Origin of the sequence: Methanosarcina sp. KYL-1 (genome assembly GCF_024372725.1) — an archaeon.
In the GTDB taxonomy this organism is placed as follows: domain Archaea; phylum Halobacteriota; class Methanosarcinia; order Methanosarcinales; family Methanosarcinaceae; genus Methanosarcina.
Genome location: NZ_VOUA01000008.1, coordinates 1 through 16,803, shown reverse-complemented (window position 1 = coordinate 16,803; position 16,803 = coordinate 1). Strand labels below are relative to the sequence as shown.

9 protein-coding genes are annotated in these 16,803 nt (G+C 49.0%); 3 read left to right on the top strand and 6 right to left on the bottom strand.

Going from position 1 to position 16,803, the window contains the following annotated elements; genetic code table 11:
• Nucleotides 1-490 precede the first annotated feature (490 nt).
• Nucleotides 491-1,777 (top strand): phosphomethylpyrimidine synthase, encoded by a 1,287-nt coding sequence (gene thiC / locus FTO70_RS07855; protein ID WP_255335196.1) that lies wholly within the window; start codon nt 491-493, stop codon nt 1,775-1,777.
• A 120-nt stretch (nt 1,778-1,897) separates the two neighbouring features.
• Here thiC and FTO70_RS07850 read toward each other — a convergent pair whose 3' ends face one another.
• Complete coding sequence (locus FTO70_RS07850; RefSeq protein ID WP_255335195.1) at nt 1,898-2,785, bottom strand: DUF2156 domain-containing protein; 888 nt, start codon at nt 2,783-2,785, stop codon at nt 1,898-1,900.
• Between the two features lie 387 nt (nt 2,786-3,172).
• Between FTO70_RS07850 and FTO70_RS07845 the strand changes: the two genes are divergently transcribed.
• The gene (locus FTO70_RS07845) at nt 3,173-3,670 is read left to right on the top strand and encodes a GNAT family N-acetyltransferase (RefSeq protein WP_255335194.1); all 498 of its coding nucleotides are present in this window, start codon (nt 3,173-3,175) and stop codon (nt 3,668-3,670) included.
• Between the two features lie 975 nt (nt 3,671-4,645).
• Here FTO70_RS07845 and FTO70_RS07840 read toward each other — a convergent pair.
• The 3 genes from FTO70_RS07840 to FTO70_RS07830 form a co-directional block, all read right to left on the bottom strand.
• Complete coding sequence (locus FTO70_RS07840) at nt 4,646-5,056, bottom strand: DUF3303 domain-containing protein (protein WP_255335272.1); 411 nt, start codon at nt 5,054-5,056, stop codon at nt 4,646-4,648.
• 299 nt (nt 5,057-5,355) lie between these two features.
• Entirely contained in the window at nt 5,356-10,722 is a 5,367-nt protein-coding gene (locus FTO70_RS07835) for a tetratricopeptide repeat protein (RefSeq protein WP_255335193.1), read from the bottom strand.
• Nucleotides 10,723-11,187: 465 nt separating this feature from the next.
• Nucleotides 11,188-11,712 (bottom strand): O-acetyl-ADP-ribose deacetylase, encoded by a 525-nt coding sequence (locus FTO70_RS07830; RefSeq protein WP_255335192.1) that lies wholly within the window; start codon nt 11,710-11,712, stop codon nt 11,188-11,190.
• 436 nt (nt 11,713-12,148) lie between these two features.
• Here FTO70_RS07830 and mtaA point away from each other — a divergent pair, with 436 nt between their 5' ends.
• Nucleotides 12,149-13,168, top strand: a complete 1,020-nt coding sequence (gene mtaA / locus FTO70_RS07825) for a methylcobamide:CoM methyltransferase MtaA (RefSeq protein ID WP_255335191.1) — start codon at nt 12,149-12,151, stop codon at nt 13,166-13,168.
• A gap of 335 nt (nt 13,169-13,503) precedes the next feature.
• Here the strand turns inward: mtaA and mtaB are convergent, their stop codons facing one another.
• Entirely contained in the window at nt 13,504-14,889 is a 1,386-nt protein-coding gene (mtaB, locus tag FTO70_RS07820) for a methanol--corrinoid protein co-methyltransferase MtaB (protein WP_255335190.1), read from the bottom strand.
• Nucleotides 14,890-14,902: 13 nt separating this feature from the next.
• Complete coding sequence (mtaC, locus tag FTO70_RS07815) at nt 14,903-15,685, bottom strand: methanol--corrinoid protein MtaC (RefSeq protein WP_255335189.1); 783 nt, start codon at nt 15,683-15,685, stop codon at nt 14,903-14,905.
• Nucleotides 15,686-16,803 lie beyond the last annotated feature (1,118 nt).

Here is a 16,803-nt window from a genome sequence, read left to right as displayed (position 1 = left end):
ATCTTACTTCTCCCTTGCAAGGCTTTGCTTGCGGGTTCTACTGTAAAAACCCCGGGCCTTTATAAAATAGTTGCCGTGAACTTGTCTTTCGCGACTTATCTTGCTTTACTTAGCTTTTCTTACAGCAAAATCCTTTATGGCAAAATCCTTTATGGCAAAATCCTGAAATCTCAGGTACATAATTTATATATTTCCTCATTTATTAATTATTGGGCGACTTTTTTCCATATGAAAAGCTATATATCAGTATACTGTTTGTTCTACTTTGCAAACCGGAAACATAGATACTAATCATTATAATCAATCATTAAAGTTTGGTCAGTTTATATGATTTGATATTTCTTGTTTGTACGACGGCATGTCCCCAAACGGCATGTCCCCAAACGGTATGTCCCTAAATGGTATATCCTGATTGGTACATTCTTACTGGTAAATTCTTAATTGATATGTCCTTATTATTACCCTCATCCCCTCATCATAAGGAGTAACAATGACGCTGATGGAAGATGCGAAAAAGGGAATCGTCACCCCCTACATAGAAGCCGTGGCAAAAGCCGAAGGAATCGACCCCGAGACTGTCCGCTCCTGCGTGGCAAAGGGCCTGATAGCCATCCCCCGGAATAACAGGAGGGAGACCAGGCCTGTAGGGATTGGCAAATACATGAGCACGAAGATCAACGCCAACGTTGGCACCTCCAGGGACTATGTCGACATCGAGGCCGAAGTCGAGAAGGCAAAGGCTGCCGAAGCCTTCGGGGCCCATGCCGTAATGGACCTCTCCACCGGAGGCGACCTGGACGAGATCCGGACCCGCATCCTCAAGGCCGTGGAAATCCCTGTGGGTACCGTTCCCATCTACCAGGCTGCAGCCTCTCAGAAAGCCGTGGTCGAGATGACTTCCGACGACATGTTCAACGCCGTCCGGAAACATGCCGAGCAGGGCGTGGACTTCGTGACCGTGCACGCCGGGGTCAACTTAAACTCCCTTGAACGCCTGCGCCAGAGCGACCGGATCATGAACGTGGTCAGCCGCGGGGGCTCTTTCACCCTGGCCTGGATGCTCCACAACGGGGAAGACAACCCCTTCTATGCCGAATTCGACTACCTCATTGAAATCGCAAAGGAATACGACCTCACCCTGAGCCTGGGAGACAGCATGCGCCCCGGCTGTATCGCCGACGCCTCCGACCGCCCCAAGTTCATGGAATTCATCACCCTGGGCGAACTCGTGAAACGCGCCCGGGCCGCAGACGTCCAGACCTTTGTGGAAGGCCCGGGACACGTCCCCTTAAACGAGATCGAGCTCAGCGTCCGGGGCATGAAGGAGCTCTGTGACGGCGCTCCCCTCTACCTGCTGGGCCCTCTGGTAACCGACATCGCTCCCGGCTTCGACCACATCACCGGCGCAATCGGAGGGGCAGTTGCCGGGATGTACGGCACGGACTTCCTCTGCATGGTGACCCCCTCGGAACACCTCGCCCTCCCGACCCTCGAGGACATCAAAGAAGGCGTGCTCGTAACAAAAATCGCAGCCCACACCATCGACCTTTTAAAAGAAGGCCAGCGCGAACGCGCCTGGAAGCAGGACCTTGCCATGGCCTACGCCCGCCGGGACCTTGACTGGGAAAAACAGTTCGAACTTGCCATCGACGGCGAACGGGCCAGAAAGATCCGTGATTCCAGGAAGACCGAAAGCGAAGCCTGCTCCATGTGCGGGGAACTCTGCGCCGTAAAGATCGTAAAGGAAGCCTTCGGGGAAAAGAAGAAGGAAGAGTGAATTCTTTCATTTCTTTCTTTCAACTCTTTCTTTCAACTCTTTCTTTCAATTCCTTTCTTCTTTCAACTCTTTCTTTTAACTTTTATCCAGTGAGAGAAAAGGTTCAACGTTTGAGCGGGTTCAACGTTTGAGCGAATACACTTCTACCATATGGTGTGGGTGGTACCGCAGCTTTGCTTCCCGAAGGCCGCCGACCCCGAGATCGCTTTCCCGGTTTATGTATTCCACTTCTCCGGCAAGAACCGATGCCGTCTCCGCATTTATCTCCTTATAGATCCCTTTGCAGTCAGGCAGTCCTTTCTCGAAGTGGATGAGCGCCGTATCCGCGTTGAGGCGCTCATAGAGGGAGAAGGCTCCTACCTGCGAATCGACCCGGACCAAAAGACCCTGCAGGGGAAGTTCGGTGAAATGCTCTATCGCATAGATGGCTGCTTCTATCTCGTGGGCAAGGACTAAATTTTTTTTGCACCCCTTCCACTCGCACCACTTCTTCAGGAATTCCATCACCTCTTCCAGGTTTCCGGGTGTGATCGTCTCGACCGCATACAGGCAGTTCTTCCGGAACCTGTTGAGGTGGCTGCGGATCTTGAGGTATTTCTTTCCCGGGAGTTCCGCAAGGTCGGCAGCCCTGTACATGTACTCGAATTGGTCCCTGTCCGGCACCAGCACGAGACCGGGATCGAGTTCCTGAATCCACCGTGCAGTATCCGGATCGATGAACATAAGGGGCGTGTCGTCGCTCACGTCCAGCGCCAGCCGTATGAGCTCACGCATAAGCGCAGGGTCCCGGGGGCCGATCGGCGGGTGGAACCGGGTAACCCCCGCGGTGGTGAATGCTAGAAGCAAGTTCCCGTTCACATACGCATACCGGTACTGCGCAAAACGGTTCCAGCAGACGATGTTCGTAAAAGTGTTGCTACTATGGGTCTGCGGGTAGAGCGCATAATGGCGCTCAAAAAAGGCCCGGTCGGCAAGAGTGACCGGTTTGAAATCTTCCAGGTTCAGCATTTCAAACAAGACTTTCATTTGGGTTTTAATAATTTTTATAAAACCGTGCACGGTCAGTCAATTATTCTCTAACTAATAACATTTCACTAAATAATCGTTTACCTCTCAGGATTTTATCATTTACCCATGGATTATAATCATTTATCTATCAGGGTTTAACCATTTACCCATCAGGATTATAATCATTTATCCATCAGGGTTTACATGGATGAAACTTTACGTGGATGAAACTTACTTCTATAAATTGCACTTACTTCTATAAATTACATTAAAATACTAACTTCAATCTAATAGGACTTACGCACTTGAAGGGTGAAATCAAGTATATTCAGCCTCATCAAACCTGTTAGGATTATCTAAACTTATCGATTTAATAAAGGAATAAAAATGACAGAGAATGAGAAAAAATCCGGCTTAAACATCCGTATCGCAGAAAAAGAAGACGTTTCCCTCATCCTTGATTTCATCAAAGGCATTGCCGAGTTCGAAAAGCTCTCCCACATGGTCACTGCCACCGAAGAAACCCTTCTGGAGTCCATGTTCGGGGAAAGGCCCTATGCCGAGGTCTTTTTTGCCGAAATGGACGGCGTGCCTGCAGGCTTTACTGTCTTTTTCCACAACTTCTCTACCTTTGTCGGAAAGCAGGGCTTCTACATCGAAGACATCTACGTAAAACCCGAATTCCGGGGAAAAGGAATAGGAAAAGCCATGTTCCTCCACTGCGTGAAACTTGCAAAAGAGAGGAACTGCGGCAGGATGGAATGGACTGTACTTGACTGGAACCCTGCACGGGAGTTCTACGAGTACTTCGGGGCCGGGCCTGTTGAAGGCTGGCACATCTACCGCATGACCGAAGATAAATTTGAAAGTGCGCTTGAAAAATAAGGTTGAGGGGATTTTTCTTCAAATCCCCTCTTATTTTATCTTCTATTTTTCTATCTTCAATTCTTCTATCTTCAATTCTTCTATCTTCAATTCTTCTATCTTCAATTCTTCTATCTTCAATTCTTCTATCTTCAATTCTTCTATCTTCTATCCTTCGCTCCGCAGAAATTCTGTTATATTTCGGAAAAGCTCCCCGAGTTATGTCCGAGCTCAACTCTGGTTTTCAAATCCGGTAGATCTCTAGCCCAATATCGTTCCCGGGACTCTCACCGCCCGCCTCAGCGGGCGGCCTTTTCCGAATTCACTGAGAAAAAATGCCTTCAACAGAAATTGCCGGGCGGGTTCTTAGTTAATCTGATTGTACTTTTTAGCCATCTCAATTCTTTTTGTCAGTATCATTGCAATAACTTTCAAGTTACTTTCAATATCTTTGCACAGTCATTGGGATGTACTTTATAGTCACTGCAATATCTTAACACAGTCTACAGCCATTGGGATATACTTATGTTCATTCCAATATATATTAAGGAAGAGGCCGGCCTCCTTCGTCAGCAGAGTTGCGGCTCTGCAGTGCGCGGTCCTTTTCGGTCGCTTTGCTCCCTCAAGAGGACTATTATTTTAAGATCTGGTCAATTATATTTTATATCTTGACGAGCGGCCGCTGAGAGCGTCGGTACTCTATAAAAAGTAAGACTCGAAAATCTGTTTTTAGAGCTGCAATTATCCTTTATACGAGTCCGCTTGAGCGAGCAACGCGAGCGAAACGGACCCCGTGCTCCCGAAACGGAACTCGGGCGGTGAGAGCGTCGGTACTTGAAAAGCAGGTCAAAAAAGGTTTTTGGGGATAAGTGGAAGGGTGTAAGTCCGGCCAACTGAATGTTTAGATTCCACCTTTTTTGTGCAGACCAGGCCCTTTCCGTGTAGATTGAAATTTCAATTTCCTTTTTTCTTTTTGCAGTCTACTTCAGTTATTCTTCATACTTTCTCAGGCGTGTCCTCCTGCTTGAGGAAAGAGTGGTGTTCCAGGCGGTGGACCCTTTTTTCAAGCCCTTCTATCTGCTTCAGGATTTCCTCTTCTGCAGCCCCTTCAAGTTTTGCGGCTTCCCCATGTCCTTTTACCCCGGATTTTCCTGCAGGTTTCATGACCGTTTGCATGTACTTTTTCGCCTTCATGATCGGGAAGGTTTCGAACCAGCACAGTTCCATGAACGGCTGAATCGAAGCTATGTAAGCTTCCGGGTCGTCGGTTTCGTAGATGATGAATGATCGGCAGCCTGAGAGGTCGACCCACTCGTCAATCACTTTGATGCCTTTCGGGTATTCGTATGTTGAGAAAATTTCTCCCACTCTTACACTATCTTCCGGTTCCCAGGAAACAATATCCATGAATATCACTTGTCTGACACCCCACCTTGCAAAATAGATTTTAAATTCCGATTCTTTTAAAAGGGCATATACTTTTGGGAAGCAATGTTTAGAAAAAAAGGTTTGGAGACAGTTTCAGGTATCTCCAACAGGTGCTCCCAGCGTCTTCAACAGGAACTGCTTTCCTTGCAGGAACTGCTTTCCTTGCAGGAACTGTTCTCCTAACAGGAACTGTTCTCCTAACAGGAATCCCTCAAAATCCCTGCAGAAACTTCTCACGGGAATGCGGTCTTCATGGAAATGGGTAAAGGCTCCCGTATTTAGCGGGAACCTTCCTCATTTTCAAGGCTTTTTAATACCTCCAGTTTTTCCTTCGCATCGGCCAGGTCGGGGTAGAGGCGGAGGATCTCGTTGAAGGTCTTTATGGCTTCCCCATATTTTCCCATCTTCCCGAGGATTACGCCGCGATAGTTCATGGACTGGACATCGCGGGGGTTTATTTTGAGGAGTTTGTCGAAGGCTTTGAGGGCTTCTTCATACTCTTCGGTTTTTGCAAGGGAGATTCCCAGGTACTTGAGGGATGGCTCATGCCAGGGGTTTAAGGAAAGGACTTCCTTGAAAGCCTTTGCCGCGGTTTCGTAGAGCTTCTGTTTGAAGCAGACGATGCCCACGTTATAGAGGGCTTTGATGTTTTCAGGGTCTTTCTGGAGCACAAGGTCAAAAGACTTCAGGGCTTCCCGGTATTTTTCAAGCCTGCAGAAGGCAATTCCCCTGTAGTTTAGGGCATCGCAGTTTTCAGGGGAGACTGCAAGAATGCGGTCGAAGTAGCCCAGGGCTTCTTCCACCCGGTCAAGCTCTATCAGGGTTGTTGCCGTGTTGTAGAGGGCTTCTTCGTCTTTGGGGTTGAAGAGGACGGCCCGCTCGAAGGCTTTGAGGGCTTCTTCGGTTTTTCCGAGTTCAATTTTGCAGAGGCCCAGGTAGTTCAGGCTCTCCGGGTCCTCGGGGAAAATCTCAAGCAGGGTTCCGAAGTTCCCGGCGGCTTCTTCGTACTCCTCAAGGTTGAAGAGCACAAGGGCCCTGTGGTAGAGGGCTTCCCTGTGGGAGGGGTCGTGCTTCAGGGCCATTTCAAAGGCCTGCAGGGCTTTTTCGTAGTCCTGGTACTCTATCCGGGCAAGCCCGAGCCTGTAGCAGGCTTCCGTGTAATCCGGGAAGTCCGGGGCAAAGAGGAGCACCCTTTCGAGGTCTCTTGCAGCTTCCTTGAAGTGGAGGAGCTTGAAATTGGCCGCAGCCCGGCTGTACAGGGCATCTGTGTTCTCCGGGTTCAGGATAAGGACGGAATTGAAGGCCTGGTGGGCTTCTTCAAGCCTCTCCAGCTTCAGGAGGGCAAGCCCTTTCTGTTCCCAGGCAGCTTCCAGGGCAGAGTTGAGTTCAAGGGCCCTTTCGAAAGCTTCCACGGCCTTTTGCTCCCGGTCAAGCCCCCTCAGGGCAATCCCCTTGCTGTACCAGGCATCGGCAGATTTCGGTTTTTTTGCCAGGGTCTTTCCGAAGGTCTCGAGGGCTGCTTCATAGCGTTCAAGTTTGAGCTGGGCAAGCCCGAGCTTTATCCGGGCATCTTCGTACTCAGGGTCGTTTCCTCCCTGGTTTTCCGGGATTTCCTGGCTTTCGGAAACTGCCTGCTCAAAGGCCTGCAGAGCTTCCTCATAACGTTCCATGGAAAAGAGGACAAGTCCTTTCCTGTAAAGGGCTTTTCCGGCTTTCCCACAGCCAGGGTAACGTTCAAGGAGTGTGGAAAACGCCTGAAGGGCTTCTTCGGGCCTATCCAGTTTCAGGAGCGCCATCCCTTGATTGTACAGGGTGTCCTCGGACGCAATCCCCTTTGAGGCAAGCTTTTCAAAATGCAGCAGGGCTTTTTCGTACTGTCCGAGTTCCATCAGAGCAAAAGCAAACTTTTCAAGGAGCTCATTGAAGTCCGTGGGGAAGGCGAAGGTCTCTACGTCAGAAAAGTTTTCGGAAACAAGTTCAAGCAAGCTGTCAACCGCCGAGACTGCTTCTTCCGCCTTTCCAAGCTCGAACAGGGCAAGGGCTTTCTTTTGAAGGAGTTCGGGGTTCAGGGTCCCGGCCTTAAGTGCCTCATCAATGGCTTCCAGGGCTTTTTCGTATTCTTTGAGTTCGAAGCAGGCAAGCCCGAGGTAATAGGGAAGTTCGGGCCTGGAGTTTCCGGGTCCCCTTACTTTTTCAAAAGCAGTCGCAGCATCCTTGAAGTTCCCCTGCCTGAAAAGGGCAAGGGCCAGGCAGTAATGCAGGTCTTCTTTTTCCGGGAAGTGCCCAAGAGCCTCTTTAAAGGCTTCCCCGGCTTCCTCATACTGCCCCAGCTTGAAAAGGGCGTACGCTTTTTGCTCGGTAGCAGGGCTGCAGTCGGGTTTCAGCCTGAGGACTTCGTCAAAGGCAGATGCAGCTTCCCGGGTTTTTTCCAGGGCTTTTAAGGCGAGCCCCTTTTCAAACAGGACAGTTATTTTTTCGGAGTTTTGCAGGAGAGCCCTGTCAAAGGCTTCCAGGGCTTCTTCATACCTTTCGAGTTTCAGGTAGGCTGAGCCCAGGTGTTCGAGGGCCTGCTCATCCGCAGGTTCTGAGGCAAGGAACCCAATAAACCCTGCAATGGCCTCCTCGTATTTGCCAAGCCTGAAAAGGGAGAGGCTTTTCCTGTACAGGGCGTCCGGATTTTCGGGAGAGGCTTTCAGTGCAGCCTCAAAAGCTCCTGCTGCAGCTTCAAAACTGCCCAGGGCAAAGCAGGCAAGCCCGAGCCGGTAATAGGTGTCCTGAAAGCCCGGGTCGATTTCCAGGACTTTCTTAAAGGCCTCTGAGGCTTCCTCCTGCTGTCCTAGCTTTGAAAGAGCCAGGCCCCTGTAGTACCAGGCATCTGCAAACCAGGGGTTCTGTTCGGCAAGTCTGGAAAAAACCCCAAGGGCAGAATCGTAAGCTTCCTGGCGGATAAACACGAGCCCCTTCCAGTAAAGGGCGGGGGAGGCTTTCTGGGGGTCTTCGCCCATTCCTTCAAAAATGGAAAGGGCTTCCTCATACTGGCCAAGTTCGAAGCGGGCAACTCCCAGGTTGAACCTTGCTTCTTCCCTGCCCGGGTCAAGTTCCAGCAGCCTGGAAAAAGCCTCAGCCGCTTCTTCATACTTCTTCAGCTTCAGGAGGGAAAGGGCCCGGTGTTCGAGTGCTGAGGGGTTTTCAGGGTCTTTTCCAAGTATGGCATCAAAAGCTTCCAGGGCTTCTTCATATTGTTTTACTTCAAAGAGGCAGAAGGCCCTGTGCTCAGGGGCATCCCTGTGTTCGGGGTTAAGGCGGATGGCAGTTCCGAAAGCCGCTGCAGCCTCTTCCGGCCTGTGCAGTTTGCGCAGGGTAAGGCCTTTACAGTACCAGGTAAGGTCGGACTCCGGCTTTTCCTTAAGGACGCTCTCAAAGGTTTCCAGGGCAGGGACGTATTTCCCGAGCTTCATCTGGGCAAAACCTTTGTGGGTCCAGACATCTTTGTAATTTGCGTCCTTTACAATCACTTCGTCAAAGGCTTTTATTGCGTCCTCGAAGTGTTCCAGCTTTAGGAGGGCAAGCCCTTTCCTGTACCAGGCCTCTTTTGACCCGGGTCTCCTGCGGAGCACCTGCTCAAAAGCCTGCAGGGCGGATTCAAACTTTCCCAGGTCCATTGCAAGGGTCCCTTTCTTGCACTGGATTTCAACGTCAAGGGGGTGGTTTGCTGCAAGTTTCTCGAAGGTCTCCAGGGCTTTTTCCCGCTTCCCCAGTTCAAGCTGTGCAGTTCCAAGCGTATAGCAGAGTTCGGGGTAATCGGGGTCCAGGGCCAGGACTTTTTCAAAGCATTCAAGGGCTTCTTCTTTTCTCCCGAGCCTGAGAAGGGCTTTTCCCCGGTTGTAAAGGGAGCCAGGGTCTTCAGGGTTTGTTTTCAGGACTTCGGAAAAGGCTTCTTCGGCTTTTTCGTTCTCTCCTGTCTCAAGCAGGATGAGCGCCCTATTTTTTAAGGCGTCCTCAAAGTCAGGCCTGAGCTTTAAGGCTTCGTCGAAAGCTTTGAGGGCATCTTCCTGCCTTTTGAGCTTTCCAAGAACGATTCCTTTTTTGTTCCAGCCTTTTTCCTGGAATGGGTTCAGCTGCAGGCCCTCCTCAAAGGCTGAGAGGGCTTCTTCATATCGTTTCAGGGAATAGAGGGTAAAGCCCCTGTTCATCCAGGCGGTTTCGTATTCAGGGTTCAGCTCCACGGTTTTTTCAAAAGCTTTGAGGGCCTCTTCAAATTTCCCGCTGTCCAGGAGGATGAGCCCTTTCTGGAACCAGAGTTTGTAGTTTTCGGGTTCTTTTTCCAGGCTTTTTGCAAGGGAGTCCAGGGCTTCTTCGAAGCGGCCGAGCCCTACAAGCACCGTGCCCCTGAACTTCTGGGCATCAGCCGAGTTGGTGTCGATTTCAAGCACTTTCTCAAAAGCTTTGAGGGATTTTTCGTATTTCCCGGTCCTGGCATACAGGCGCCCCTGCTGGAACCAGGCGTCCCCGTAACCCGGGTCCAGGCCGGTCACCCTGCCAAAGGAGTCGGCCGCTTTTTCAAAGCGCTGCAGTTTCAGGAGGGCAAGGGCCCGGTTGTACCAGAGCTCTTTCATTTCAGGATAGAGTTCAAGGAGGGAATCGAAGGCTTCCAGGGCTTCTTCGTAGACCTCCAGTTTCATGAGGGCAAAACACTTGTGGTTCCAGGCTTCGAAATAGGTGGGGTCCAGCCGGATGGCTTCTTCAAAAGAATCAATGGCTTCGTTGAGCCGGAGGAGCTGGAGCAGGGCAAAACCTTTCCTGAGCCAGGCTTCCTTATTTCCGGGGTTGAGTTTCAGCATTTTAGAAAAGGCTTTTTCGGCTTCCTCATAACGGGCAAGCTCGCTTAAGAGGACTCCCTTGCTGTAGAGGGCAGTCTCGCTGTTCGGGGCTATCTTCAAAAAGGAATCGAGACATTCCAGGGCTTCTTCGTCTTTCCCGAGCTTTGCCAGGGCCAGGCACTTCTGTTCCCAGGCGTCCGTATGTTTCGGGTTTTCCCGGATCAGTGAGTCAAAGCATTCCACAGCTTTTTCGCAGTTTCCGAGCTTTGCAAGGACCAGCCCGCTGGCATAGCAGGCCTCGGCGTGCTTCGGGTTTATTTCAAGGGCGTGCCCGAAACTTTCCAGGGCTTCTTCATACCTGTCTTCCCTTCCTTCTACTGTCCCCCTGGCATACCAGGCATCCGCACATCCCGGTTCAAGCTTCAGGGCTTCTTCAAAACAGTGCAGGGACTCCTCAGTCCTGTCCAGTTCGGCGAGTATGAGTCCTTTCCTGTACCAGCCTTCCGTTGCACCTAGCTTTATCTCAAGTGACCGCCCGAAGGCTTCCAGGGCAGCTTCAAACTCCCTCATGGAGGCCAGGGCAAGCCCTTTCCTGTACCAGGCATCGGGATTTCCGGAGTCGAGCTGCAGGACTTCTTCAAAAGAGTTAAGGGCTTCTTCGTTTTTCCCAAGTTTCAGGAGAGCGAGTCCCCTGTTGAAAAGGGCTCCCGTGTGCCCGGGGTCCCGATTAAGAATTTTGTTGAAAACGTTAATCGCTTTTTCGTACCTTTTGCGGTTAAACAGGTCAAGGCCTCTTTGAAAGGCTTCATCGTGACTGATAAGCAACTCCTCCAATCCCTTTTTTCAGGTCTACTACTGCAGGTTCAGGTGTGAAAATAGGCGTATTTATGTGTATATTAGTTTATTGAGCATGTTGATTTGGTGAACATTTTAGTTTAGTGAACATGTTGGTTTAGTTCGTAAATTTTACAGTTTAGTTTAGTGGACTATATGAGGTTTGCAATACCTGGCATAAAACCAGACGATTTCATCTGGTCATATTTCATCAGGTCAGCTTTTTCTTGTGATGCCTGTAATCTATTGTCATTATTAATTTTTATTTAGAATCTAATTTTCTAACATAATATATAAACGATCCTCAAGAAATGAGAAGGGAAACATTAGCTTCTTCTCCTGTTTTCTTTGGGGTTTTGTTTACAGGAGATTGCAAATTTCCCTGTGTCTCCTTCGCAGGCACCCTAAATTATAAAACGAGATATAAAAAGATATTCTAAAGTCACAACCAGGCTTTTAAAGATTTTCAGCAATAGCTTTTCGAAGGTGCCTGCAGGCTTCTCTGTTAAAGCAGACCAGAAACACAGTTTCGGGCAGTTCATTTTCCTTCATAAAGTTCCTTACTTCGGAAACCGCAATCCCTGCAGCCCTCTCCAAAGGAAAGCCATAAACTCCCGTGCTGATGGCCGGAAAGGCAATGGTCCTTACGGAGTATTCCCTGGCAAGTACCAGGCTCTTCCGGTAGCAGGAAGCCAGCAGTTCGTCTTCGCCTTTCCTGCCCCCTTGCCAGACCGGGCCCACTGTGTGGATCACCCATTTTGCGAGCAGTCGATATCCTTTAGTGATCCTGGCTTCACCGGTGGGGCAGCCGTTGAGGTGCCTGCACTCTTCCAGCAGTTCCGGGCCTGCAGCCCTGTGGATGGCCCCGTCCACGCCTCCGCCTCCCAGAAGTGTGGGGTTTGCGGCATTTACTATGGCATCGACTTCCAGTTTTGTAATGTCGCCTTCAATTACCTTTATTTTCTCCGAAATTTGCAGCATGGTCTGGCTCCGTTTCTGGTTTTTTCTGTTTATGTGGTTGATCGAGATTTTCTTTTGAGCGGGATTTTCTTTTGAGCGGTTTTTTGCTTGATTGTTTGCTTTGTTCCCGGAAATGTTCCTGCAATTATTTGGATGGCGTGTTCTTATTTGTTTTTATAACGGCTTATGTACGGGTTACAGCTTCGGGTTTGTACAATCCCAAACAATGATATAGCATAAAATAGAGATTATACTAGTCAATCCTGACCCGGGGCTTTCAGTACCCTGCTGGTGATATAGCCATTCAGGACAGCTCTGAAACCTTGATGTGCCTCTAAGGGGGTCAATGAGGCGAACTTGTGGAATAAATTTGATATAAGTTTAATTAGGCTATCCTATAAACAAACATTTCAAAGAACTTCCTATTCAGGAAACTAAACGTAAGGGGAGATAAAAGATGAGTAATATGACACTTAAGGAGAGGCTTTTAAATGCCCTCGAAGGCAAGACAGTTGACAAAACGCCTGTTTGTTCCGTCACCCAGACCGGGATTGTAGAACTCATGGATGAAGTGGGGGCACCCTGGCCGGAAGCTCACTCCGATGCAGGGCTGATGGCAAAGCTGGCAATTGCCAACCATGAACTCAGCGGGCTTGAGGCTGTGAGGGTCCCCTACTGCCTGACCGTGCTTGTCGAAGGCATGGGCTGTGAAATCAACATGGGTACAAAGAACAGGCAGCCATCGGTTACCGGGCATCCGTACCCAAAAGACCTTGAAGGCGCATCAATCCCAGAGGACCTGTTGCAGAGGGGCAGGATTCCTGCTGTGCTTGAAGCGATTAAGATCATCAGGGGAAAGGTCGGTCCCGATGTGCCCATCATCGGCGGTATGGAAGGCCCGATCACCGTTGCCTCCGACCTTGCAAGTGTAAAGTCCTTCATGAAATGGTCCATCAAGAAACCAGACCTTTTCGAACAGGTCCTTGACCTTGCCACCGAAGCTACAATCAAATATGCAAACGCAATGGTCGAAGCAGGGGCAGATGTCATTTCCGTGGCTGACCCTGTCGCATCCCCTGACCTCATGAGCCCCGACTCCTTCAAGCAGTACCTCCAGCCCAGGCTGCAGAAGTTCTCTGCCGATGTAAATTCCGTAACCGTCCTGCACATTTGCGGAAACGTGAACCCGGTCCTGGACTACATGGCAGACTGCGGCTTTGAGGGCTTGAGCGTCGAAGAAAAGATAGGCAGCGTCAAGAAGGCAAAGGAAGTTATCGGGACAAGAGCAAGGCTCGTCGGAAACATATCCAGCCCCTTCACCCTGCTGCCAGGTCCTATCGAAAAGATCAAGACCGAATCCAAACAGGCCCTTGCGGACGGTGTGGATGTACTTGCTCCGGGCTGTGGAATTGCCCCCATGACTCCTCTTGAGAACATCAAAGCCATGGTCGCAGCAAGGGACGAGTATTATGCTTGAATAAAAACTGATGAATAAAAAGCTGATATACAAAACATCTTCTCTCTATTTTTTAACTTAATTTTTCCTTTTTAAAAACGAGGGTTTAATTTTTTTTAAATCAGTTTTCGGAGTTTTTTCCGGTTCCGACTCTTTTTTTACTCATTTTTAACTCTTTTTCTACTCTTTTTTGACTCTTTATTTCGTTCTCAGTCCCAATTGTGGCTGCCTCTGGCTAAAATGATCCGTGATGCCTGAGAAAATCCTGAGAAATCCTGAAATATCCAAAAGAATTCTGAAAAAATCCTTAACTGAAAAAATCCTGAAAAAAAGAGAAAAAGGAAGAACTTCCTCGATCAGAGACCGTAGTTCTCCTTTGGCAGGAAGACTTTGACTTCCTTTTTATACTTGTCAAGGCAGTCGCTCATGAACTTGTCCTTGTCATCGGTGAGGGCTTCAAAGGCTGACTTTGCGTCTGCAAGGGCCTTGGCTTCGAACCTTGAAAGGGAGAGCTTGCCTTTTGCTCCTTCTTCGACGATGTTGATGCATTCGATTGCGGCGTTCTTGGCACGGAGATAGATGTTGTTTCCGTCTTTTGCGATTGCCTGTCCGACTCTGTAGGCGTGCGGGTATGCGAGGACGTAGCCCTGCGGGTCCCTGTACATGTCGGATGCTACGAACATGTCCCTGAGAACCTTTTCGTTACCTGATTCGAGGGCAACGTTCATAAGGGAACAGTCATAGGCCAGGGTCTCGGACCAGCACTGCACGGTGGTACCGCCGAATTCACCATGGTATTCCACGGATTCGTTGGACCAGAGGTCACAGCACTGCATGACCAGGTTGCCCATCAGGTCGGAGTGGGCACAGGTGGATGTCTTTCCTTCCTGGGCAATCGGTACGCCTGCAATGGACTTTACGATTGTGTTTTCGTATCCGCAGTCCTTGCCAGGGCCGGTTGCACCGCATTCGTAGGCCACAAGGGACCTGGCGGCAGAAATTGACCTTGCGATGATCGCCAGGGTGTGGGCGAGGTTCTTGTCCAGAAGGCCGCCGGCAATGAACATTGCGGTGTTTGCCTGGGCACAGTCCGTGTCACCGGCTGCTACCACCTTGTTCTTCTTTGCGACGTCTACGATGCCCTGCCAGACCAGTTCCATGTCCATGGAGCCCAGGCACCCGATACCGTAGAGCACGCCGGCCATGTCGTTCCTCAGGATGGCGTAGTCGAAGACTTCCTTGCCACCCATTGTTTCGATTGCAAGAAGGTCTGCTCCGTTCTGGGCGCACTGCTCGAAGGCTTCCATAAGCAGCGGGAACTTGTCCTGGAGTTTGAGGTAGTCACGGTCTTCACGGATGTCTCCTATGGTGTGTCTGAGCGCGCACTTGATGCCGTACTCATCATGGTAGTCTTCCATGATAGCTTTCTGGGCGTGGGCAACAGCTGCTCCCCAGTCAGGGTGGTTGGACATCTGCTGAACGTGTTCGGTTTCAAGGACAACGGAGGGAGCTCCGATCTGGACCATCCTTGCCATGATGTCAGTGGTGATCCTCTCGTATTCCTTTACGAGCTTTTCCTTGGATGCTCCGGCTTCAGGCCTGGGAGCATAGTTCACTTCAGGGGTTGTGTAGCCAGCACCGATTTCAAGTCCCAGTCCTGCTTTGACGGGCTTGACGGATTTTCCGAAGACCATGTCATCTGCTTTTGCATAAGCCATTTTAGTGAATCTGTTTACTGCCATCTACTTCACCTCCTCAGTGTTTGTGGAATTTCTCCCTCAGTTTAACAACGTTGTCCCCATTTGCCTTGATGAAATCGGCCATTTTTGGAGCGTCGGATGCCTCTTCACCATACACGCCGAGTTCATACTGGGACACGAAGTCCTGGTTCACAGCACCGCCACCACATGCGAAGGGGATCCTGTAGCCCTTCTCCATTAGCTTGTCGTTGATCTCCTTAAAGGCATACATGGTTGTGGTCATGAGCGCAGTTCCGGTGAGCATGAGTGGGTTTTCTTTCTCCACGGCTTCAATGACTTCGTCGACAGGTACATCTCTTCCAAGGTCCACGACGTCATAACCGTTGGCTCTTAAAAGTGCGACAACAATGTTCTTCCCAATGTCATGCACGTCCCCTTCTGCAACATGGCAGACGATTCTCCCTTTAACTTCGGGTGCTTTTCCTGCTTTTTTCTTCAGGAATTCGATACCTTCAAGCATTGCATCTGCGGACATCATTACGTTTGGCAGGAAAATAACGCCGTCATCGTATAGTTTGGAAACGACAGCCATTCCAGGCATCAGGGCTCCATTGATGAGGGAGATCGGATCCTTTCCCGTAGCAATGGCTTTTTCCAGGCCTTCCACCACATCGTCTTCTTCCCCCTCGAAGATGGCCTTTGCAATCGGATAAATTGCCGAGTCTTTAGGATATAACTCTTCTGCGGCCTCTTCAGGTGTCATTTCCTTTTCCAGAGCCACGTTGTAGCGTACCAGAATTGCACTGGGATCTATGTCTATCAAATATCTAACCTCCATTTTGGCATTTGAGGAGCAAACAATCCCTGATTCTATTCAGGGGCCAAAATCGGGCTAAAAGCCAAAAGCACCTATAAAAAGACCTTATGGATTTCGCTGTCCATGCTGTCTAATTTCTCCCTTATTTTACACAGCCCCAGCTAAATAAGATCTAAATTAGGTATAAATTCCCAAAATTCTTCCCAACTTCCAAAAGGGATTTTAACTCCCCTTCTATTAAATGGAATTCGCGATATATATATTTCACGGGAAAATTTAAAAGTTATTAAAAAGCAAAAGTTCAGCTATTTATTAAAAATAGAGTTTGGATCGCACTGAAATAGGTGCTTATCTTAGTCTTTTTTCTAAGTTTGTTGATGCGGTTACATAACATGATTTCTTCTTTTTTTATATATTATTGAACCGAAATTCCTCTTTAAATGCAAGTATGAAAACCTGAACCTTCAGGCGAAGGTTTTAGGGAGGGTTAGTTCACGTGCATTGATTCCTCAATCATCGGGATTCCGTGCCTTTGATTCGAGCATTAATATACGTTCTGCTATATTTTTTAAGATCTGTAAATCTTCTTTCAACGCCTATCTCTATTCATTGTAGTGTGTATTCGTGATTTATTGATCCTTTTTGTGCAGGAATTTGGGTTACTTTTTTCATAAAATACTTCTGTTGGGCACAGCTCACCAGAAAGTATTTATACCGGTGATGCCTCTTGGTACTTCCCTGATCAAGCGGGATCAGGGGGCAATAAATCTATAGATTCTGGCAAAAATCTATTTTTGCAAAGGCTCTATATGCATAAAAATTGCTCAACGAAAACCTTTATATATTAATACTGATATGTTAAGGAATCCCCTCACACAGCTCAAATGTGTGAGCAAGGGTCCGAGTCTCGGTTATACGGGAGTCGGAAAGGCAATTTATATTGATTCTGACAAAATTCAGTTTTTGTCTAAAATCTATATACGAAATTGCCAGAATCAAAACCTTTATATATCAAGAATGCTATGTTAGCAATCCCTCACACAGCTCAATTGTGTGAGCAAAGGTCCATGATCCGATCTTTCCTGATCGGGAGGCAAAGTACATGATTTCGGGCAGAACTTCTGAATTTGTCTGAAACT

Bases quoted from the DNA above. Each gene is read 5' to 3' on its own strand.
- FTO70_RS07845 (WP_255335194.1), top strand. From the start codon at position 3,173: ATGACAGAGAATGAGAAAAAATCCGGCTTAAACATCCGTATCGCAGAA.
- mtaC (WP_255335189.1), bottom strand. From the start codon at position 15,685: ATGGAGGTTAGATATTTGATAGACATAGATCCCAGTGCAATTCTGGTA.
- mtaA (WP_255335191.1), top strand. From the start codon at position 12,149: ATGAGTAATATGACACTTAAGGAGAGGCTTTTAAATGCCCTCGAAGGC.
- FTO70_RS07850 (WP_255335195.1), bottom strand. From the start codon at position 2,785: ATGCTGAACCTGGAAGATTTCAAACCGGTCACTCTTGCCGACCGGGCC.
- thiC (WP_255335196.1), top strand. From the start codon at position 491: ATGACGCTGATGGAAGATGCGAAAAAGGGAATCGTCACCCCCTACATA.
- FTO70_RS07840 (WP_255335272.1), bottom strand. From the start codon at position 5,056: ATGGATATTGTTTCCTGGGAACCGGAAGATAGTGTAAGAGTGGGAGAA.
- FTO70_RS07830 (WP_255335192.1), bottom strand. From the start codon at position 11,712: ATGCTGCAAATTTCGGAGAAAATAAAGGTAATTGAAGGCGACATTACA.
- mtaB (WP_255335190.1), bottom strand. From the start codon at position 14,889: ATGGCAGTAAACAGATTCACTAAAATGGCTTATGCAAAAGCAGATGAC.